General features: G+C 71.7%; 14 protein-coding genes. 9 read left to right on the plus strand and 5 right to left on the minus strand.

Annotated elements, in window-relative coordinates; all coding sequences use genetic code 11:
• Nucleotides 1-135: 135 nt before the first annotated feature.
• Entirely contained in the window at nucleotides 136-3,870 is a 3,735-nt protein-coding gene (locus KV205_RS08450; protein ID WP_265863461.1) for a S8 family serine peptidase, read from the minus strand.
• Nucleotides 3,871-4,208: 338 nt separating this feature from the next.
• Between KV205_RS08450 and KV205_RS08460 the strand changes: the two genes are divergently transcribed.
• From KV205_RS08460 to KV205_RS08490, 7 genes are all read left to right on the plus strand, one after another.
• Nucleotides 4,209-5,687 (plus strand): gluconokinase, GntK/IdnK-type, encoded by a 1,479-nt coding sequence (locus KV205_RS08460; RefSeq protein ID WP_308404067.1) that lies wholly within the window; start codon nucleotides 4,209-4,211, stop codon nucleotides 5,685-5,687.
• The gene (locus tag KV205_RS08465; protein WP_265863462.1) at nucleotides 5,684-6,613 is read left to right on the plus strand and encodes a cyclase family protein; all 930 of its coding nucleotides are present in this window, start codon (nucleotides 5,684-5,686) and stop codon (nucleotides 6,611-6,613) included. Before KV205_RS08460 ends, KV205_RS08465 begins: the two co-directional genes overlap by 4 nt.
• A 128-nt stretch (nucleotides 6,614-6,741) precedes the next feature.
• A complete protein-coding gene (locus KV205_RS08470) occupies nucleotides 6,742-8,346 on the plus strand; it encodes a GMC oxidoreductase (RefSeq protein ID WP_265863463.1) in 1,605 nt (534 codons plus the stop codon).
• Between the two features lie 199 nt (nucleotides 8,347-8,545).
• The gene (locus KV205_RS08475; RefSeq protein WP_265863464.1) at nucleotides 8,546-9,385 is read left to right on the plus strand and encodes an SDR family oxidoreductase; all 840 of its coding nucleotides are present in this window, start codon (nucleotides 8,546-8,548) and stop codon (nucleotides 9,383-9,385) included.
• A 42-nt stretch (nucleotides 9,386-9,427) separates the two neighbouring features.
• On the plus strand, nucleotides 9,428-10,906 hold the full coding sequence (locus tag KV205_RS08480) for a cytochrome ubiquinol oxidase subunit I (protein ID WP_265863465.1): 1,479 nt from the start codon (nucleotides 9,428-9,430) through the stop codon (nucleotides 10,904-10,906).
• The gene (locus KV205_RS08485) at nucleotides 10,903-11,928 is read left to right on the plus strand and encodes a cytochrome d ubiquinol oxidase subunit II (RefSeq protein WP_265863466.1); all 1,026 of its coding nucleotides are present in this window, start codon (nucleotides 10,903-10,905) and stop codon (nucleotides 11,926-11,928) included. The genes KV205_RS08480 and KV205_RS08485 overlap by 4 nt, the downstream gene beginning before the upstream one ends.
• Nucleotides 11,925-13,697 (plus strand): sodium:proton antiporter, encoded by a 1,773-nt coding sequence (locus KV205_RS08490; protein WP_265863467.1) that lies wholly within the window; start codon nucleotides 11,925-11,927, stop codon nucleotides 13,695-13,697. Before KV205_RS08485 ends, KV205_RS08490 begins: the two co-directional genes overlap by 4 nt.
• Here the strand turns inward: KV205_RS08490 and KV205_RS08495 are convergent.
• Entirely contained in the window at nucleotides 13,681-15,519 is a 1,839-nt protein-coding gene (locus KV205_RS08495; RefSeq protein ID WP_265863468.1) for a glycoside hydrolase family 15 protein, read from the minus strand. The genes KV205_RS08490 and KV205_RS08495 overlap by 17 nt on opposite strands.
• Before the next feature lie 187 nt (nucleotides 15,520-15,706).
• On the opposite strand from KV205_RS08495, the gene KV205_RS08500 reads away from it, so the two are divergent.
• Nucleotides 15,707-16,999, plus strand: a complete 1,293-nt coding sequence (locus KV205_RS08500) for a DUF2254 domain-containing protein (protein ID WP_265863469.1) — start codon at nucleotides 15,707-15,709, stop codon at nucleotides 16,997-16,999.
• A gap of 88 nt (nucleotides 17,000-17,087) precedes the next feature.
• Here KV205_RS08500 and KV205_RS08505 read toward each other — a convergent pair whose 3' ends face one another.
• Entirely contained in the window at nucleotides 17,088-17,387 is a 300-nt protein-coding gene (locus KV205_RS08505; RefSeq protein ID WP_265863470.1) for an SHOCT domain-containing protein, read from the minus strand.
• A 35-nt stretch (nucleotides 17,388-17,422) separates the two neighbouring features.
• A complete protein-coding gene (locus tag KV205_RS08510; protein WP_265863471.1) occupies nucleotides 17,423-17,875 on the minus strand; it encodes a DUF6325 family protein in 453 nt (150 codons plus the stop codon).
• A 288-nt stretch (nucleotides 17,876-18,163) separates the two neighbouring features.
• On the opposite strand from KV205_RS08510, the gene KV205_RS08515 reads away from it, so the two are divergent.
• Nucleotides 18,164-19,495, plus strand: coding sequence for a DUF1254 domain-containing protein (locus KV205_RS08515; protein WP_265863472.1), 1,332 nt, complete (start codon nucleotides 18,164-18,166; stop codon nucleotides 19,493-19,495).
• A 22-nt stretch (nucleotides 19,496-19,517) separates the two neighbouring features.
• On the opposite strand, the gene KV205_RS08520 is transcribed toward KV205_RS08515, so the two are convergent.
• A complete protein-coding gene (locus KV205_RS08520) occupies nucleotides 19,518-21,344 on the minus strand; it encodes a SpoIIE family protein phosphatase (RefSeq protein WP_265863473.1) in 1,827 nt (608 codons plus the stop codon).
• Nucleotides 21,345-21,410: the final 66 nt, after the last annotated feature.

Raw genomic sequence — 21,410 nt, forward strand, 5'->3', positions numbered from 1 at the left:
GCGATCGACTCTCTTCCGGTTGCCGCAGCGGGGAGAGTATGCGCCACGGTGGCAGACCGTGAAAAGACCCTGATGGGAGCGGGTGCGTGGGGAAGGGCCCCGGGGCGTCGCCGCCCCGGGGCCCGAGGGTGGGGCTCATCGCAGGCCGTACGCCCGGATGATCTCGTTCTTGACGCCGAAGCCCCGGTCCGTCCCGGCACCCGCGCGGAGCGAGACGAAGCCGCCGGGCTTCCGGGCCGTCCTGAAGGAACCCGTCCAGGAGCCGTCGGTGCCCTTGGCCAGGGTCACCTTCTGCCAGGTGGCGCCGTCGTCGTACGAGACGTCGAGCGTCACGGTGGTGACCTTGCCCGGCACGGCGCCCAGGTCCGTCGACACCGGCTTGAGCGCGATCTGCTGGGTGGTGTTGGCCCTGACGTCGCCGTGCAGGTCCGTCTCCAGGCGGTAGTCCAGGTTCAGCACCGAGAACGGCTCGAAGAACTCCGAGTCCACCGTGCCGGACCTGAAGGTCCACTCGGTGTGGGTGCGCGTCGACAGCCGGAAGAGGTCGGCGGGCCGCTCCGCGTCGAGGACGGCACGGTAGGGCAGGTCACCGGCCGGCACCTCCGCCCACTGCATGTCGGAGCCGTTCGGGTTGTCGTGGATGAGCGTGTCGCCCTGGAAGATCTGCAGGTGGGTCGGCGTCTCGCCCCACGGCAGGTAGCCGCCGAGGCGCATGGTGTCGCTGGCCGAGGCCCAGGGCTGCACGTTCCAGGTCATGTAGTTCTGCCAGCGGGAGTTGTAGACGCCGAAGGACTCGCTCTGGCCGGGACGGGTCGCCGGAGCGAACCAGTCGAGCCGGGTGGTGCTGCCCGCGGCGTACGTGTTGTCGCCCGACACCATCGACCATGGCAGGGCGGTGTCCATGCCCTGGGTGTGGAACTCCCGCCAGACCTGACCCGGGGTCACCCATTCGGTGCGGGTGCCCGGGTGCCACTCGGCCTCGGGGAAGTTGAACGACGGGCTGAGGGTGAAGTCGGACCGGTAGCCCTCGGCGAGGCGGCCGCCCGCGGCCGCGTGGTAGCGGGCGTCGATCCGGGCGAGCTCGGCCTTGGTGGGCTGGTAGACCAGGGCCCGGTCCGGCACCTGGCCGGGGTAGTCGCGGGTCAGGTCGTAGACGAACGGCGTGTACTCGGTCTGCCGCACGGTCAGCTTGAGGTTGCCGGCCCTGGCCTGCGCGACGAGGGCGCGACCCGCGTCGCGGTGCACGGTGGCGACCGGGATGGCGGACTCGCCGACGTACTCCAGCAGGCCGCCGACCGCGTCGTTGACCACGATCAGGGCCTTCGCCCCGGCGGCGGCCGCGGCGGCGGCGCGCTCCTCCGGCGCGACCTCGTCGCTGCGCTCGACGACGGCGACCTTGCCCTTCACGCCGAGCCCCGCGTAGTCGGCGGCCGCGCCCTTGCCCGCGTAGACCGCGGTCAGCCGGTCCGTGGCGGTGCCCAGGGCACTGCCGCCCTGCACCAGGGTCTCCAGGTCGAGCCGGCCGTCGACCGTGCTCAGGCCGAGCTGCGGTTCGCCCTTGCGCCAGCGGGTGATCAGCGTGAACTCGCCCTGCGTCATCGGCTCCGTCGGGGAGACGTAGACGTCGTCGTACGTCGGCGGCAGCACGTACGCGCCGCGGTAGTCCCACCAGGCGTCGAAGCCGGTGTAGTGGACGTTGAAGTCGACCTTGCGCTGGCGGTCCTGGGCGCGCTGCGGCGCCTCGGTCCGCAGCAGGTGTGCCTTGCTCGCGTCGAGGACCACGTCCGCGGAGGCGTCCTTGAGCACGGTCTCCGGGTCGACGAGGACGGCCAGGCCCGAACGGTCCGCCCGCTCGCCGGTCACGTCGAGGTAGGCGGCGACGGTGTACCGGCCGGGGGCCATGCGCATGGTGGCGGAGCCGTCGACGTAGAGCGACCAGGGCCAGCCGTCGCCCGCCAGGTTGACCGAGACCCAGCCGGCGGCGGGCTTGCCGTCCCGGCCGACCAGCTTGATGTTCAGGTCGTAGCGCTCCTCCTCCTTGAGCAGCGCCACGGAGGTGCGGGTCACCGGCCGTCCGGTGGCCGCGTCGGTACCGATCACGTAGCCGACGTGCCGTCCGGCCGAGGCGGCCTGCGGGTCGCCGGTCACCGGGACGGTCGCCTTGTCGCCCGCCGGGACCGTCACCGTGGCGGCGCCCAGCGAGAACGGGCCGTCCGTGCCGGTCAGCGCCAGGTTCAGCGTGACGTCGGCGGAACCGGAGTTGGTGAAGGTCAGGTCCTTCGTGACGGCCACGTCACTCGGCTCGTGGGGCCAGGTGTGGTTGCCGAAGAAGAGCGATCCGGTGCCGCGGACGGCGGTGCGCACGGCGGCGGTCACGTCAAGACGGCCGGTGCCGACCTCGTACGGCGAATACGCGGCGTCGAGGCCCTTCGCGGTGCTCATCAGGTGTTCCTTGAGCTGCGCGCCGGTCCAGTCCGGGTGCTGCTGTGCCAGGAGCGCCGCCGCGCCGACCACGTGCGGGGTGGCCATCGAAGTGCCGCTCAGGGTGCGGTAGAGGCCCTCGCCACCGTCGGTCATCTCCTGCGAGCGGGCGGCGGTGATGTCCACGCCCGGCGCCGCGATGTCCGGCTTCATGCCACCGGAGTACGCCAGCGGGCCGGTGCTGGAGAAGGACGCGAGCCCGTCCTGCTTGTCCGTGGCCGCCACGGTCAGCGCCGCGGCCGCCGCGCCCGGGGCGGAGATGCTCTCCGGACCCGCGTTGCCGGCGGCTATGACGAACAGCGTGCCGTACTGCTCGGAGAGCGCGTCGACCAACTGCGACATCGGGTCGCTTCCGTCCGTGGGGTAGGAGTCGCCGAGGCTCATGTTGACGACGTCGGCGCCGGACTCGGCGGCCCACTGCATGCCTGCCATGACCCAGGAGTCCTGGCCGGAACCCTCGGCGCCGCCGAGCACCTTGCCGACGTAGAGGTCGGCGCCGGGCGCGACGCCCTTGTTCTCGCCCCCGGAAGCGGCGCCCGAGCCGACGATGGTGCCGGCCACATGCGTGCCGTGTCCGTTGACGTCGGTGACGCCCTCCCCCGGCACGAAGCTGGTCGTGCCGTCGATCAGCCCGGCGAAGTCGGGGTGGTTGACGTCGACGCCGGTGTCGAGCACCGCGACCTTGACACCCTTGCCGGTGTAGCCGGCGGCCCAGGCCTCGGGCGCGCCGATCAGCGGCACGCTCTCCTTCAGGGCGGGCTTCACCCGGCCGTCGAGCCACAGCTTGGCGACGCCGGCGCCCAACTGTGTGCCGCCCTGCGGCGCGACGGTGTTCCAGAAGGTGCGGGCCTGGCGCTTCTCGGTGCTGAGCGCGGCGGCGCCGATGCCCTTGAGCTTGCGGGTCAGCCTGCTTCCCCGGGGAGCGGTCGGTTCGACGGCCGCGCGGGACTTCGCCGGGGTGTACGTCGCGATCAGCGGCACCGCGCCCGACTTCGCGTCGTCGTAGCCCATCTCGATCAGGTCGGTGACATTGAACAGCCGCCGGTCCAGCGTGCCGGCTCCGAGCAGCGGCCCGGCCTCGTCCGGGATGACGAACAGGTCGCCCTGGATCTCTTGGAGTCTGACACCGCCGAAGGCGTCGTCCGGTCGGTCGACGTCGGCCATCTGCTTGCCGTCGGCGGTCGTGGTGACCGTGACGACGTCTCCGGTGACCAGGGTGACCCGGTGGGTCGCCGAGGGCTTGGCGGGGACGGCCGGCTTGCTCGGAGCAGCCTGGGCCGGTGCCTGCGCGACGGCGAGACCCGAGGCGAGGAGGGGCACCGCGACGGCGGCCGAGATCAGCTGCCGGCGCCTGCGCCGGAGGGCGGAAAGATACGAGGGGGAGGACATGCCATGGGTCTATCGACCGGTGAACACCGTCGTGAAGGCCCCGTGACGGCAAGTCCTCGCCATGGCAAAGGCTTGCCAGCCATGAAGCGCGCGATTCCGGGCGGAAAGACGCCGTACCGAGCACCGGCCTGCTCGTCCCGCCGACATGCGTCGGGGGACGACGCGGGTCAGATTGGAGGTAGCCGACCCACCGGACGGGGACGTCTCGGCGGGCAGACGCGGGAGGAGCCCGGCATGACGACCCACACGAACGCGCCCGGTCCGGGAGGGCAGACACGCGGCGGCGAGTGGTGCGTCGCTCCCCGACCGGTGCGGAACTGACGTCCGGGACGGCCGCCGTGGCATGCGAAGCGACGACGCCCGCACGGCCGACGCTGCTCCTCGTCATCGGTGTCGCCGGCTCGGGCAAGTCGACCGTGGGCCGCCTGCTCGCCGAGCGGCTGGGCTGGGCGTACCGGGACGCGGACGATTTCCACTCCGAGGCCGACCGCGCCAAGATGGCCGCCGGTCGTCCCCTCACGGACAGCGACCGGCGGCCGTGGCTGGAGGCGATCGGGGCCTGGATGGACCGGACGATCGCAGCCGGCGGGCAGGCCGTCGTCACCTGCTCGGCGCTCAAGCGCGACTACCGGAACGGACTCCTCGCAGGGCGCCCCGAGGTTCTTCTGGTGTACCTGCACGGCTCGCGCGAGCTGCTGGAGTCCCGGTTGGCCGCGCGGCACGGTCACTTCTTCCCGGCGGACCTGCTGGACAGCCAGCTCGCGGCGCTCCAGGAACCGGAGCCCGACGAGCACCCGTTGGTGGTGGAGATCGACCAGTCTCCGGAGGCCGTCGTCGCGGCGGTGCTGTCGCTGATGCCCGGGGAGTCCGCTGTCGGGACACCGCCGGCCTGGTGCCCGGGCCCCACGGGCGCCTCGTGGCGGTTGGTCCGGGGAGAGCAGAGCGCGGTCGTGGTCCAACTGGGCGGCACCCTGCGCGAGTACGTCGTGAACGGCCGACCGCTCCTTGACGGGTTCTCCGCGGGGTCCGCCATCACCGGCGGGCGGGGGCAACTGCTCGTCCCCTGGCCGAACCGGGTCGGCGACGGACGCTACCGCTTCGACGACAGGAGCCTGCAACTCCCGCTGACCGAAGTGGAGAAGAGCAACGCGATCCACGGACTGCTGCGCTGGACCCTCTGGAAGCCGCTGGCCCGCACCGACGACTCGGTGCTGCTCGATACGACGCTCTGCCCCCAGCCGGGCTATCCGTTCCTCCTCGACGTCCGTGTCGAGTACCGGCTGGGCCCGGACGGGCTCAGTACCGCCGTCCGCGCGACCAACACCGGTACGGAGCCCGCACCGTACGGAGTGGGGCAGCATCCGTATCTGACGGTCGGCACCGACCTCGTCGACAGCGCCGTGCTGACGGTCCCCGCGCGGTACCTGCTCCGTACCGACGACAGGGGCCTGCCCGTCGGCCGGGAGCCCGTCGACGGCACGCCGTACGACTTCCGTACCGCCCGGCCCATCGGCGAGCTCCGCCTGGACACCGCCTTCACCGGGCTCGACCGCCTCCCCGACGGGCCGGCGACCGTACGGCTCGCGCACCCCTCCGGACAGCACGGCGTCGATCTCCGGCTCGGCGAGGGAACCCGCTGGGTGCAGGTGTACACGGGTGACACGCTGCCCGAGGCCGCCGAACGGCGGCGAGCCGTCGCCGTGGAGCCCATGTCCTGTCCGCCGGACGCCTTCCGCAGCGGCACGGACCTCACCGTGCTGCGGCCGGGCGAGACGCACGTCCTCCGGTGGGGGCTGAGCCCCTGGGGGTACTCATGACCCCGGACGAGTTCCGGGAGCTCTACGAGCGCCTGCGACGACAGACGGCCCGAGAGGCGGCCCGGCCGGCGGTGGACGACCGGTGCGGCGCGCTCCGCCATCTGACTCCCGAACGGGTGGCGGCGGCCGCCGCCGAAGTCCGCCTCGGACGCTCGGTGTCGCTGGCGGCTCCGATCGACACCGTGCGCGGGCCCGACGATCCCGAGCCGGCGGTACACCGGATGACCGGGCCGAGCCCGGGCGATGTCGCCTCCGGCGCACTGTGCTTCGCCACGGACCGCTTCGCCATGAACGTGCACGGCGACGCGGACAGCCATCTCGACGCCCTCTGCCATGTCGTGTTCGACGGAGAGCTCTACGGCGGGGTGCCCGCCGGCACCGTGACGGCCGAGGGCGCCCGCAGTCTCTCCGTGTCCCTGGTCGAGAACGGCATCGTCGGCCGGGGCGTCCTCCTCGACATCCCGCGGCTGCGCGGCGTGCGCTGGCTGAAGCCGGGCGACCAGGTGACCCCGGACGATCTGACGGCTGCCGAGTCCGCGCAGGGCGTCCGCGTCGGAGCGGGCGACCTGCTGTTCGTCAGGGTGGGACACCGTCTCCGGCGCACCGAACTCGGGCCGTGGAACGCGGCGGAGGCACGGGCGGGTCTGCACCCGGCGGCCGTGGAGTTCCTGGCCGAGCGCGAGGTCGCGGCCCTGGGCGGAGACGGAAACAACGACACCGCGCCCAGCGCGGTGCGGGACGTCGCCTTCCCCGTACACGTCCTGGCCATCCACGCCCTGGGCATCCACCTCATGGACTACCTGCAGTTCGAGGATCTCGTCCCGGTCTGCGCGCGGGCCGGCCGCTGGAGTTTCCTGTGCGTCGTCGCTCCCCTGCGGCTGACCGGAGCCACCGGGTCGCCCGTGAACCCGCTCGCGGTCCTGTGAGCCGGGCCGCGCTCCTGGGATGCGCGCTCCGGTCGCCGTCCCGCGGCAAGGCGGATACGTTCGAGGGAGGTGGGACCGCTGGAGCCTCGCCCAGCGGGGCGCCAGGCGCCTGACAGCAGGTCGGGGCCATGATCCCAAGGACGGTGGTCGCCGTGGGCGACGCCCCTCACTACGACGTCATCATCATCGGCACCGGCGCCGGCGGAGGGACTCTCGCCCATCGCCTCGCCCCGTCGGGCAAACGGGTACTGCTCGTCGAACGCGGCGGCTATCTGCCCCGCGAGCGGGACAACTGGGACTCGACGGCCGTGTTCGTGAAGGGCAAGTACCGGGCCCCGGAGTTCTGGCTCGACAAGCACGGCACCGAGTTCCCGCCCGAGGTCAACTACTACGTCGGCGGAAACACCAAGTTCTACGGAGCCGCCCTCTTCCGGCTGCGGCCCGAGGACTTCGGCGAGCTCCGCCATCACGGCGGCCTCTCCCCCGCCTGGCCGATCCGGTACGAGGACCTGGAGCCGTACTACACCCAGGCCGAGCACCTGTACCTGGTCCACGGACGGCACGGCGAGGACCCCGGCGAGGGTCCGGTCAGCGCGCAGTACGCGTATCCGCCCGTGGAGCACGAGCCGCGCATCCAGCAGCTGAGCGACGACCTGGAGAAGCGCGGCCTGCACCCGTTCCACCTGCCGATCGGCGTCAATCTGAGCCAGGAGGACGGGGGTCGGCCCACCCACTCCAGCGTCTGCATCCGGTGCAACCGGGTCGACGGCTTCCCCTGTCTGGTGCGCGCCAAGTCCGACGCCCAGGTGATCTGCGTCGAGCCCGCCCTGGAGCATTCCAACGTCGAGCTGGTCACGGACACCCAGGTGGTGCGCCTGGAGACCGACGAGCGGGGGCGGAGGGTCAGCGCGGTCGTCGGCCGGCTGCCCGACGGCTCGGAGGTCCGGTTCACGGCGGACGTGGTGGTCGTCTCCTGCGGGGCGGTCAACTCCGCGGCACTGCTGCTGGCCTCGGCGAACGAGCACCATCCCCACGGCCTTGCGAACAGCTCCGACGTGGTCGGCCGCCACTACATGCGGCACAACAACATGGCCCTGATGGCCGTGTCGAAGGAACCCAACGACACCCAGTTCCAGAAGACGTTGGCCCTGCACGACTGGTATCTCGGCGCGGACGACTGGGACTTCCCGCTGGGCGGCATCCAGATGCTGGGCAAGTCGGACGCCGAGCAGATCCACGGCGAGGCACCCCGGTGGGCCGGTGCCGTGACCCCCGACCTGCCGTTCGAGGTGCTGGCCCATCACGCCGTGGACTTCTGGCTGTGCGGCGAGGACCTGCCGATGCCCGGCAACCGGGTCACCCTCGACGGCGACGGGCGCATCCGGCTCGCCCTCGACGAGCAGAACAACATCGAGGGCCTGAAGCGGCTGCGGCACAAACTGCAGGGGATGCTCGGCCACCTGGGCATGCACGAGCACCATCTGCTGTCCCACAGCATCTATCTGCACAAGGGCATGCCGATCGGGGCGACCGCGCACCAGGCGGGCACGGTGCGCTTCGGCACCGATCCCGCCGACTCCGCGCTCGACGTGAACTGCAAGGCCCACGACGTCGACAATCTGTATGTCGTGGACACGAGCTTCTTCCCGAGCATCGGCGCGGTGAACCCGTCCCTGACGGCCATCGCCAACGCGCTGCGGGTCGGCGACCACCTGCTCGCCCGGCTCGGCTGAAGGCTGACGGCGGGCACGGGGCACCGGGCACGGGGCACGCAGGGGGCCGGCCGGTGGTCCGTACGGACGAAGCCGCCGCCCCCAACGGCCCAACAGCCCTTCCGAGAAGATGCCGACCACCTCATCGGGTGATTGCGTGGCTGAGTCCGGCCCGACCGGCCGGGATCGGCGCAACCGCGCAGCGAGGAGGCAGGACGGCATGGATTCCACGGTGGGAGCGCCGCAGGGCGTGATCCCGGCGCGTTTGCTGCACGGCCAGAAGGCTCTGGTCACCGGGGCCAACTCGGGCATCGGCAAGGCCACGGCCATCGCCCTCGGCCGGGCCGGCGCCGACGTGGTGGTGAACTACGTGGCGGGCCGCGACGCCGCCGAGGAGGTGGCCGAGGAGATCGCCTCGTTCGGGGTGCGCTCGGCGGCCTACGAGGCCGACGTGTCCCAGGAGGGCCAGGTCGTCGCCATGACGGACCGGATGGTGAAGGAGTTCGGCACCGTCGACATCCTCGTGGCGAACGCGGGCCTGCAGCGTGACGCCTCGGTCATGGAGATGACCCTCGCCCAGTGGCAGAAGGTCATCGACGTCAATCTCACCGGCCAGTTCCTGTGCGCGCGCGAGGCGGCCAAGGAGTTCCGGCGCCGGGGCGTGGTCCCCGAGGTGTCCAAGGCCGCGGGGAAGATCATCTGCATGAGTTCGGTGCACCAGATCATCCCCTGGGCGGGGCACGTGAACTACGCGTCCTCCAAGGGCGGTGTGCAGATGATGATGCAGACCCTGGCCCAGGAGCTCGCGCCGGAGAAGATCCGGGTGAACGCGGTGGCCCCGGGGGCGATCAAGACCCCGATCAACCGCGCGGCCTGGGAGACGCCCGAGGCGCAGAAGGACCTGCTGCGGCTCATCCCGTACGACCGGATCGGCGAGCCCGACGACATCGCGCACGCCGTCGTCGGGCTCGCCTCCGATCTCATGGACTACGTGGTGGGGACCACCCTGTACGTCGACGGCGGCATGACCCTCTTCCCCGGATTCGCCACCGGCGGCTGAACCGCTCCCGGCCCGTCACCCACCGATCCGACGAAGGCGGTCATGCCCCTCTCGCTCCATCTGCTGGCGGACGCCCCGGCCCAGCTCCTGCCGGCCCGGGAGCTCATGGCCTTCACGCTGGCCGCCCACATCATCCTGGTCCCCCTCGGCGTGGCGTTTCCCCTGATCACCCTGGTCATGCACTACCGCGGGCTGCGCCGGAACGACGCCACGGCCCTGCTCCTGGCCCGGCGTTGGTCGGCCGTCATGGCGGTGCAGTTCGCGCTCGGCATCGTCACCGGCACGGTCCTCTCGTTCGAGTTCGGTCTGCTGTGGCCCGGCCTGATGGGACGGTGGGGTGACGTCTTCGGCGTCGGATTCGGCGTCGAGGCCTGGGCCTTCTTCCTGGAGGCCGTGCTCATCGCCATCTATCTGTACGGGTGGCGGAGGCTGAGGCCGCGCACGCACTTCCTCCTCGGGCTGCCCCTGCCGTTGGCCGCGCTGCTCGGGGCGTTCGGCATCCTGGCCGCCAACTCGTGGATGAACACGCCCCAGGGCTTCTCGCTCGACGCGGCGGGCAACCCGGTCGACGTGAACGTCTGGAAGGCGATCTTCACGCCGATGTTCGGCCCGCAGTACTGGCACTTCGTCGTGGGGATGATCCTCACGGCGGGCTTCGTGGTGGCCGGTGTCTACGCCACGGGCTGGCTGCGCGGCCGCCGGGACCGCTACCACCGGCTCGGGTTCGCCGTGCCGTTCACCATCGCCGCCGTCGCCGCCCCGGTGCAGTTCGTCCTCGGCGACTCCATCGCCCGGTCGGTGTTCCACAAGCAGCCGGTGAAGTTCGCCGCGATGGAGATCGTCTGGAAGACCGACACGCGGGTCCCGGAGTATCTCTTCGGGCGCCTGCAGGAGGACGGCAGCGTCAAGGGCGGCCTCAAGATCCCGCTGCTCGACTCCTTCCTGGCCGGATTCAGCCCGAACACCGAGGTGGTCGGGCTGACCTCCGTTCCGGCCGATCAGCGCCCGACGGCCACTCAGGCGACCATCGCCCACTGGGCCTTCGACCTGATGGTCCTCATCGGGTCCGCGCTCGTCCTGCTCGCCCTCTGGTACGGGCTCGTCTGGCTGCGGCACCGCCGGCTGCCCGCCTCCCGCTGGTTCTACGGCGCCGCGGCCTGCGCCGGCGTCGGTTCCGTCGTGGCCGTCGAGTGCGGCTGGATCGCCGCCGAGGTGGGACGCCAGCCCTGGATCGTCTACGAGAACATGCGGGTCGCCGAGGCCGTGACCGCGACCCGGTCCACCAGCCTGTGGATCATGTTCGGGGTGGTGGCGGCGGTGTACGTGTTCCTGTTCGGCTCGTTCCTCGTCGTCCTGCTGAAGATGCGCACCCGCTGGCGGCTCGCCGACGAACAACAGGCCGCGGCGGGCGCCCACACGCCGGAGGACGACATCCCCTACGGTCCGCGCGCGTCGATTCCCGCGGGTGACGTGCCCGCCGGCGGCCCCGGAGCCGGCCGGTCCGGGGGTGAGGGCCCGTGACCGCCGACCTCATCGCCGTGGTGCTGCTCCTGGCCGTGACCGCGTACGCCTGCGCGGGCGGCACGGACTACGGGGCCGGTTTCTGGGACCTGACGGCCGGCGGGACGGAACGCGGCCGGCGTCCCCGCCGGCTCATCGACCAGGCCATGGCTCCCGTGTGGGAGGTCAACAACGTCTGGCTGATCTTCGTTCTGGTCATCATGTGGACCGGCTTCCCCGTCCTCTTCCAGACCGTGTTCTCCGCGATGTGGCTCCCGCTCGCCCTGGCCGCCGTGGGCATGGTGCTGCGGGGCGGCGGTTTCGCACTCCGCAAACCCACGCGACGTCTCGCCGGCCGACGCCTGTACGGTGCCGTGTTCGCGTGCGCCTCGCTCGTCACGCCGTTCTTCCTGGGGGCCGCCGTCGGCGGGGTCGCGTCGGAACGGGTGGCTCCCGGCACCGAGGCCTCGGCCGACGTCTGGGCCGGCCCGACCTCGGTGGTGTTCGGCCTGGTCGCCGTCGCGACCACGGCGTTCCTCGGCGCGGTGTTCCTCACCGGGGACGCCCGCAGGTTCGACGCGCCCGATCTGGTCGGCTACTTCAGACGGCGGGCGCTCGCCAGTCTCGCCGTGCTCACCGTCCTCGCCGTGGTCACCGGGTTCGTCACCCACGAGGACGCCCCCTACGTCTGGCACGGACTCACCCATGGCCTCGGGCTGTTCTTCGTCGTCGTGTCCGGAGCGGCCGCCCTCGCGACGGCCTGGCTGCTGCTGCGTACGCCGGGCGCCTGGGTGCGCGTCACGGCGGTCGGCGTCGTCGCGTGCGCGATCGTCGCCTGGGGCATGGCCCAGCGTCCGTACCTCCTCCCGACCTCGCTGACGGTGTCCGACGCCGCGGGCGCGCCCGCCACGCTGACCTGGCTGGCGATCGTCACCCTGGTGGCCCTGCTCGTGGTCATGCCGGCCGTCGTCCTCCTCTACCGGCTGGACACCCGCGGTGAGCTGGCGGAGCTCTCCGACTCCGAACTGCGGAAGCCGGAATGAGCGAGAACGACATCCTGCTCGGCCTCGCCCTGACGGTGGTGCTCGCCACCGCCTCGCAGATCCTGGCGAGCAAGCTGCGCGTCCCGGCCCTCGTCGTGCTGCTGCCCGTCGGGTTCGCCGCCGGCGCGCTGACGGACGTCATCCACCCCGACAATCTCCTCGGGTCGGCCTTCTCGGACCTGGTGTCCCTGTCGGTCGCGGTGATCCTCTACGACGCGGGGCTCGGGCTCGACCTGCGCAAGCTGGTCCACCCCACCCGGGGAGTCGTGGGCCGGCTGCTCGCGTACGGCGTGCTGCTCACCTTCCTCGTCGTCGCGGCGGTGTCACCGGCGATGTTCGGCATGGACCTGCGCGTGGCGGCGATGCTCGGCGTGATCCTCGTCGTCTCCGGGCCCACGGTCGTGGGGCCGCTGCTCGACTTCGTGCGGCCGACCGACCGAGTGCGGCGCATCCTCATCTGGGAAGGCACGCTGACCGACCCGATCGGTGGCATCCTCGGCGCGCTGACCTTCCACGCGGTGGCCACCTCGCACCAGATCGACCTCGGCCGCGGCTACCAGTTGGGCCAGTTCTTCATCAGCCTGGCGGTGGGTCTGGTCGGCGGCGTCGTGGGCATCGCGCTGCTCTGGTTCACCCTGCGCGTCCTGCGGCTCGGCGAGATCCTGGGGACGCTGGCGCAGCTCGCCGTCGTGATCGCCATCTCGGCGGGCTGCGACATCGTGCGCGACGACACGGGGCTGATCGCCGCGATCGTGGCGGGCCTCGCCGTCGCCAACATCCGCGGCTTCGACATGCCGGCGCGCCGGCCCTTCTTCGAGACGCTCGTCCAGCTGATCATCGGACTGCTCTTCGTCTCCATCTCCTCCACCGTCACCCCGGCGTCGGTGGTGCCGGTGATCCTTCCCGCGCTCGGCCTGATCGCGATCCTCGTCCTGGTCGTGCGCCCCCTCGTGGCCTTCGGCGCGACCGCGCGCACGGATCTGTCACGGGGAGAGCGCGGCTTCATCGGCTGGATGGACCCACGCGGCATCGTCGCGGCGTCCACGGCCTCGGCCTTCTCCGCCGGTCTGGTCGAGCGGGGGGTGACCGGGGCGTCGAAGATCCTTCCGGTGACCTTCCTGGTGATCGTGGGGACCGTGCTGCTCTACGCGCTGACGGCGGCGCCGATGGCCCGGCGCCTCGGGGTCGTCAAGGACACGGGTACCCGGGTGCTGCTCGTGGGCGGCGAGCCCTGGGTGGTCGACCTCGGCAGAGCACTGCGGTCCGCGGGCCTCGACGTGCTGATGTGGGCGGGTCTCGACGAGGAGCGGGAGAGGATCAGGGACACGGGTATCGAACTGGCCAAGGGCGAACTCCTCGCCACGGCCATCAACCCCGGGGCCCGGCTCGAGGGCGTGACGGCGGTCTTCCTGGCCACGGACGACGACGACTTCAACGCGCTCGCCTCGATCGTGATGCAGGACAACGTCGACGGGCCGGTCTACCGGGTGGGCCCGCCGCAGGACAGCCACGGCGTGGTCGCCCCGTACACGGGCGCCCACATCCTCTTCGGGCGCTCGCTGGTGCGCCATGTCCTCGCGGAGCGCTACCGGCGCGGCGCCCGGTTCGTGGTGCTGCCGGCCGGCGAGCCGCTGCCGCCCGAGCACGACACGCTGTTCGTGGTGCGGGCCGACCACCAGCTGGATCCGGTCACGGAGCGGAGCGAGAGCGCCCCCCGGGACGGGGACACTCTCGTCCTCCTCGGGCCCGCGGCTACCGATGCTCCCTGAGCATCGAATCCAGGGTGATGGCCGCGTCGATCAGCGCCAGGTGCGTGAACGCCTGGGGGAAGTTGCCCAGTTGCCGGCCGGTCAGGTCGATCTCCTCGGAGTACAGGCCGAGATGGTTGGCGTACGTGAGCATCTTCTCCAGGACCAGTCGGGCCGTGTCGATGCGTCCGGCCCGGGCCAGGGCGTCGACGTACAGGAAGGTGCAGAGCGAGAAGGTGCCCTCGGAGCCGCGCAGCCCGTCCGGAGACGCCTCGGGGTTGTAGCGGTAGACGAGACTGTCGCTGACGAGTTCGCTCTCCATCGCGTCCAGGGTGGACTTCCACATCGGGTCGTCCGGCATGATGAAGCCGACGGTCGACATGCGCAGCAGCGCCGAGTCGAGCACGTCGTCGCCGTAGTGCTGGACGAAGGCCTGCTTCTTGGGGTCCCAGCCGCGGTCGAGCACCTGCGCGTAGATCTCGTCCCGCGCGTCCACCCAGCGCCCGCCGGCCGCGGGGCGGCCGTCGTCGTAGGCGATCCGCAGGGCCCGGTCGAAGGCCACCCAGGACATCACCCGGCCGTACGTGAAGTCCTTGCGGCCGCCCCGGGTCTCCCAGAGCCCTTCGCCGGGCTGGTCCCAGTGGTCGACCAGCCAGTCGAGCAGGGTGTGCAGCGCGGTCCAGCCGCCGTGGTCGAGGTGCATGCCGTGCTCGTGCGCGAAGTAGATGCTGTCGAGCGCCTCGCCGTAGATGTCCAGCTGGAGCTGGGTCGCGGCCCCGTTGCCGATCCGGACGGGGGCGGAGCCGCGATACCCCTCCCAGTGGTCGAGGGTCTCCTCGACCAGGTCGGCGGTGCCGTCGACGCGGTACATGATGTTCAGTGGTCCGGAGCCGTTACCCTGGCCGGCATCCTGCTTCACCCGGTCGTGCAGCCAGTCGATGAACGCGGCCGCCTCTTCCTTGAATCCCAGGCCCAGCAGGGCGTACACCGAGAACGAGGCGTCACGGATCCAGGTGAACCGGTAGTCCCAGTTGCGCTCGCCGCCCAGCTGCTCGGGAAGTCCCGCCGTGGGAGCGGCGACCAGCGCACCGGTCGGTGCGTACGTCATGAGCTTCAGCGTCACGGCGGAACGTTCCACCGCCTCCCGCCAGCGGCCGGTGTAGGTGGACTGGCCCAGCCACGAGCGCCAGAAGCCGACCGTCTCGTCGAAGAGCCGCTGGAACTCCTCCAGGTGGACCTCCTGCGGCGGCCCCGCGGGGGACGATTCCAGGACCAGGCCGCGCTGCTGGCCGGCCCGCAGGGTCAGCGAGAAGCGCACGTCCCTGTCGCCGGCCCGGAGCGTGCTCGCCAGCCGTTCGTCCGCGGGTTCGCGGACGGCGTGGACGGCGAGGGTGAGATCCTCCGAGGTGAACAGGGCCCCGTGCTCGGTGAGGTGCACCTGGTGCGGCTTGCGGCCGTAGTCGAAGCGCGGGGCGATCTCCCCCTCGAACGTCATGCTGCCGCGTACACAGCGCAGCATGCGGACGATCCGGTGCCGGTCGGTCGCGGTCCGTCCGGTCACCGGCATGAAGTCGACGACCTCCCCCGCCCCGTCCTCGGTCATGAAGCGGGTCACCAGAACGGCGGTGTCCGGGTGGTAGAGCTGTTTGGTGGTGTACGTGTCCACCGCCGGCCGCACGGAGAAGTGACCGCCCTCGCGCCGGTCGAGCAGAGCGCCGAAGACGCTGGGCGAATCGAACCGTGGACAACAGAACCAGTCGATCGTCGCCTCGGTCGTCACGAGGGCCGCGGTCTGCAGATCACCGATCAGGCCGTGGTCCTCGATCAGGGGATAGTCGTCCATCGTCGACCCCTTTCAGCCCCGGTCGACCGCACTCGGGGCACCGTCGCGCCGCGGTCGGAGCGGACCCGGCGCACCCGATCAGCTTAGGTCGCCGTCGCCGGTCCGTCCTGACGGCACCGTCGCCCCAGGTGACGGCGGGGCCGCGCCGCCACTGCGCCGGTGCGGGAATCGCCCTAGCGTGGTGCGCATGATGTCGTGGGCCACCAGATTCCGACTGCGGCAGTACGTCAAATCGAGCCTGTGGATCGTGCCGATGCTCGGTCTCGCCCTCGGCACGCTGCTCGCCGAGCTCGCGCTGACCGCCGACGACACGAAGTGGCTGCCCGGTGACTGGGACTACTCCGCCACGACGGCGAGCGGTGTGCTCACCGCCATCGTGGGGGCGATGGTGGCGCTGCTCGGCTTCGTCGTCACGATCGGGGTGCTTGTGGTGCAGCAGGCCACGGGTACGCTCTCGCCCCGGTACATGCGCCTGTGGTACCGGGACCGGCTGCAGAAAGCGGTTCTGGCGACCTTCACGGGAACCTTCGCGTTCGCCTTCTCCCTGCTGCGCAGCGTCGAGTCCGACGCGGTGCCTGACGCCGGGGTGGCGCTGGCCGGCCTGGCGGTGGCCGTCAGTCTCGTGCTGCTGCTCATCTATCTGAACCGGTTCATCCACAATCTACGGCCGGTGGCCGTGGCGGAGCTGGTGGCGGCGATGGGAGAGGCCGTCTTCACGAGCGGCGCGGCACAGATCCGGGGCATGTCCGCCCGGGGGGCCGAGGCCGTGCCGGCGGACGGTCCGATGCTGCGCGTCCGTACGGAACGGGGCGGTGCCCTGCAGGCCTTCGACGTGCCGGGCCTGGTCGCGGAGGCGGCCCGCCACGACTGCGTCTTCGTCGTGACGCGGCTGATCGGGGACTTCGTAGCGCCGGACACCGTGCTCGTCGAGGTCCACCGGGCCGGGGGCGCGTCCGCATCCGCGTCTGTGCCGGACCCGGCGCGGGTGACCGGTCTCGTCGCCCTGGGCCCCGAGCGCACGATCGACCAGGACGCCGCCTTCGCGCTGCGGGTCCTCGTCGACATCGCGATCCGGGCACTGTCCCCGGCGGTCAACGACCCCACGACCGCCGTGCAGGTGATCAACTACATCGAGTGGCTGCTGCACACGGTGGGCAGGACGCGTCTTCCCGGCCGCTTCGTGCTGGCCGACCGGCACGGGGTTGCACGGCTCGTGCTGCCGGGGCGCGACTGGGAGAGCTATCTACAGCTCGCCACCTGCGAGATCATGGCCTACGGCAGCTCGTCCGTGCAGATCTGCCGGCGCCTGCGGGCCATGCTGGAGGGGTTGCTCGACACCCTGCCGCCGGAGCTGCACCCCTCGGTGCACGCCCAGTTGCGCCTGCTGCGGCAGTCGGTCGAGCGGGAGTTCACCGATCCGGACCGCCGTGCCGTGGCGGAACAGGCGGACCACCAGGGCATCGGCGGGCAGTCCTCCTGAACCCGCTCACGCCGCTCACCCCGCCGCCCGCGCGAGGCGTGCGCGCGGGCGGCGGGGTGAGCAAAGGTTCAGGAGAGGTCAGGAGCGGTCAGGAGCCGAGGATGCGGCTCTTCTGGGCCTCGAACTCGGCCTCGGTGAGCACCCCTTGCTCCTTGAGCTGACCGAGCTCCTTCAGCTGGGAGATCTTGGCGTCCATCGACTCCGCGGCCGGCGGTGCGGGTGCGGGCGGCGGGGCGGCGTAGGCCTGCTGGGGCGCCGCCGCGGCGCTTCGCTCGTAGTCCTGCTGCGCCCACCGGCCCGCCTGCCGGCGGGAGACGCGGTTGGACACGGCGGTGGCGGTACCAGCGACGACCGCGGTGCGTGCGACACCGCGAAGAAGACCAGGCATGACAGTTTCCTTCTTGTCGGGGCGGCCGTCGGCCGTCAGGAGGCGGAGCCGGCCTCGACGGCCTCCAGGGTTTCGAGCAGGTCCTGGGCCGGGATCCTTCCGTTGGCCACCATGCGTGCTCCGCTGCGGCGCAGGGCGGCCGCCAGCGGCGCGGCCCACAGGTTCTCGTACACGATGACGCCGGCGGAGTTGCCGGGTTCGAGGACGCCGGCGGCCTCCTGGAGGTCGTCCTCGCCGAGCAGGCCGGAGGAGGCGCCCTCGAAGACGGCGAGGTCGAGTTCCCCGTCGCCGTCCAGGTCGGTGAGTTCGAGCGCGGTGACCGTGCCGTCCTCGTCCTTGCGGACGAAGGACAGGTCGAGGATGCGGATGATGCGCCGCTCGACGAGATCGAGCAGCAGGGGCAGGCCTTCTCCGGTCATGCGATTGCCCGGGAACTCCAGGACCAGGTAATCGACGGGTCCCATCTCGGAGAGTTCGTCGACGCTCATTCCGACTCCTCGCTGGCGGCTGACTTCGCCGGCGGCTGACTGCCTCCGACGGTGCGGCGCCCACGGCCCCCGGCCGCACCCATTGCCGCCTCCCATTCCAACACCGGGCGACCGCGCACGCACCTTCGTGGCGACCCCGGCGACCGCCTCGCCGCGGCGCGGTCGGGTGACCCATCAGGGCCCGGAGCGACCATGCCCCACCCGTTCGGAGGACTCGCCGCGCGGGTGGCGGGAGGCGCTCGTAGCGTCGGGCCCGGACGAGAACCGCCGCAGCACCTGGGAGAAGCGATGACGGACGAGTCGATGGAGAAGACGGCCACGGAGGCTTGGCTCTACGGGTATCCGCTGGTCACGGCGGCCCTGACGAAGAGCGACATGACGGCGGTCCCGGCCCGGGACGACGCGCGCCGGAAGGCCCCGGTCAATCAGTTCTGCTACATGCGGTCCACGCCGGACGCCGCCTTCACCGAGGTCGTCTCGCCGAACGCCGACACCCTGTACTCCAGTGCCTGGCTCGATCTGTCCGAGGAGCCGCTGGTCCTGGCGCTGCCCGACTTCGGTGACCGGTTCTGGATGGTCCCGATCCTGGATGCCTGGTCGAACGTCTGCGCCGTCGTCGGCCGGCGCACGTACGGTTCGTCCGCAGGCCCGTTCCTGATCGCCGGGCCGTCCTGGTCGGGCCCGACCCCCGCCGGCCTGACCCTGCTGAAGTCGCCCACCACCGTGAACTGGATCATCGCCCGGTACGCGACCAGCGGCCCCTCGGACTTCCCGGCCGTCAACCGGCTCCAGGACGGCACGCGGCTGATCCCGCTGTCGGAGTGGACCGGCGACCCCGACGCCTACTCCCCTCCCACCGACGTCCCCGTCCCGGCCGGTGCCGACACCACGACGGCACCCGTCGACAAGGTCCACGCGCTCAGCGGCCGCGCGTACTTCACGCTGCTCAACCGGATGATGGTCGACAACCCTCCGGACCCCGCCGACGCCCCGTTCCTGGGCACCCTCGCGAAGCTCGGCATCGCACCGGGCGCGAGCCTGGACGACCTGTCCCCCGAGCAGCTCGCCGCCCTGGACGCGGGCGCGCGGCGCGGTCCGGAGGTGCTGCGCGAACTGCTCGCCAAGGCGGAGTCCGCGGGCTCCGGCGGGTGGACCGTGCACCGGGGTCTCGGTGCCTACGGGACCGACTACGCCAAGCGCGCGGTCATCACCCGGTTCGGGTACGGGGCCAACCTCGACGCCGACGCGCTCTACCCGCACGCCACGACCGACTCCGACGGCCGGCCGCTCGACGGCGCCCACACCTACGTGCTGCACTTCGACGCCGGGCAGACCCCGCCCGTCGACGGCTTCTGGTCCCTCACGATGATGAACGAACGTCAGCTCTTCGCCGACAACCCGCTGAACCGCTACGCGATCGGCGACCGCAGCGGCATGCGGACCAACCCCGACGGCTCCCTGGACATCTACGTCCAGCACGCGAACCCCGGCCCGGAGCGCGAGGACAACTGGCTCCCCGCCCCCGCGGGCAGCTTCAACGTCTTTCTGCGTCTCTACTGGCCCCAGGAGCCCGCCCTCACCGGCGGCTGGACCCCGCCGGCGCTGCGCCGGACCAGCTAGCTAACCCCCGCACGACCTGCCCTCAGTGGGGCAGGTCGTGTTCCGCCCAGACCACCTTGCCGGTCGCGGTGCGGCTGGAGCCCCAGCGGCGGCAGAGCATGTTGATGAGTTGGAGGCCACGGCCGCCCTCGTCGCCGAGGTCCGCGTGCTGGATCTGGGGCAGGTCGGGGCCGGTGTCGGAGACCTCGACGATGAGGCGGTCGCCGCGCAGCAGGCGGAGTCGGCCGGGGCCGTTGCCGTAGCGGAGGGCGTTGCCGACGAGTTCGGAGACGACGAGTTCGAAGACATCGGCGAGCTCGGTCAGGTCCCACACGGCGAGCTGGTCCGTGACCAGGCCCCGGGCGACGGATGCCGCGCGGCCTTCCTGGGGCAGCGGCCACTCGCGCAGGTCGGCCGGGGTGTCCGAGGGGGCCGACGCGGTCGTGGCCGGCGTCGCGGTCGTCGCGACGAGGAGCACGACCTCGTCGAAGCGGGCCGCGTCGGCGGGAGCCCGCTCGAACAGGCCGCCGCTCTCCAGGGCCTCGGGCGAGAGGTCGCGCGCCGCGGAGCGCAGACCGTGCAACTGGTGGTCCACGTCCTCGTGCCGGGACTTGACGAGCCCGTCGGTGTACATCACCAGATGGGCGCCCGCCGGGACTTCGAGACGGATCCGGTCGTACGGGATCACTCCGGCGCCGAGCGGCGCGCCGACCGGCACGTCGACGAACTCTGCGGAGCCCTGGCCGTCGAGGAGCAGCGGTGGCAGGTGCCCGGCGCTGGCCAGCGTGTAGGTGGAATCGGCCGGGTCGAACACGGCGCAGAGGAAGGTGGCGACCTGTTCGTCCTCCAGGTCGCGCGTGGCCAGGTCAAGCCGGGCCAGGACGCGCTCCGGGGACATGTCCAGGGTCATGAGGGTGCGGGCCACGGCCCGCAGGCGCCCCATGGTGGCGGCGGCGGGCAGCCCGTGCCCCATGACGTCGCCCACCATGAGGGCCGTCCGCCCGCCGGGCAGGGCCATCACGTCGTACCAGTCGCCGCCCACGCCGTGGTGGCCCGTCGAGGGCGCGTACTCGGCCTGGACGCGCAGCCCGGGCGTCACCGGGGTCGCGCGGGGCAGCAGCGTCCGCTGCAGCGAGACGACGTGCTCGCGCTCGCGCCCGTACAGCCGGGCGTTGTCGATGTAGACGGCGGCCTGGGAGGCCAGCTGTTCCGCCAGTGCGAGGTCGGTGGTGGAGAACGGCGGTGTCCCGGGGCCTCGGACGAAGTCCACGCTCCCGAGCAGCAGCCCGCGGGCGATCAGCGGCACGGCGAGGTAGCTGTGCACCCCGGCGGCGCGCATCTTCGCCGCCGCGCTCTCGGTCGGCGCGACCTTGATGAAGTCGTCGTTCCGCATCCGGCTCACCAGGACCGGCCTGCCCTGGCGCAGGCAGTAGCGGTGGAGCAGCGTCTCGTGCGACTCCTCGGCGCGGACGAAGGTCTCGCCCACCGGGGTGGGTTCCAGGGAGGACAGCGCCTCGACGGCGCACACGGCGATGGCCCGCATGAGCGGAACGCCCGTTCCGGTCCACCGTGAGCCCTCCTCGCCCCGCAGGACGCTCTCCAGGATGTCGACGGCGGCTCCGTCGGCGAAGCCGGGCACGGTGAACTCGGCCAGCTCCTGGGCGGTGCGCTCCAGGTCGAGGCTGGTGCCGATCCTGGAGCCTGCGGAATTCAGCCAGGCGAGCCGGCCGCGCGTGGTGAGCCGGTCCAGGGGGACCTCGCCGCCGGTCCGTCCGAGCCGCCTGCGGGCGGCGGCCGTACGGTGCGATCCGGCGCCCCTCCCGGCCGAGGCGCGGGCCGCCAGACGTCGTCTCCCCTTGCCGCCGTTCACCTTTTCGGCCTCCAGACTGGAAATCGACCGTGCTGGTGCCCAGCATGCACCTGTTCCCGGCCGATC

Origin of the sequence: Streptomyces sp. SKN60 (genome assembly GCF_026236535.1) — a bacterium.
GTDB lineage: Bacteria > Actinomycetota > Actinomycetes > Streptomycetales > Streptomycetaceae > Streptomyces.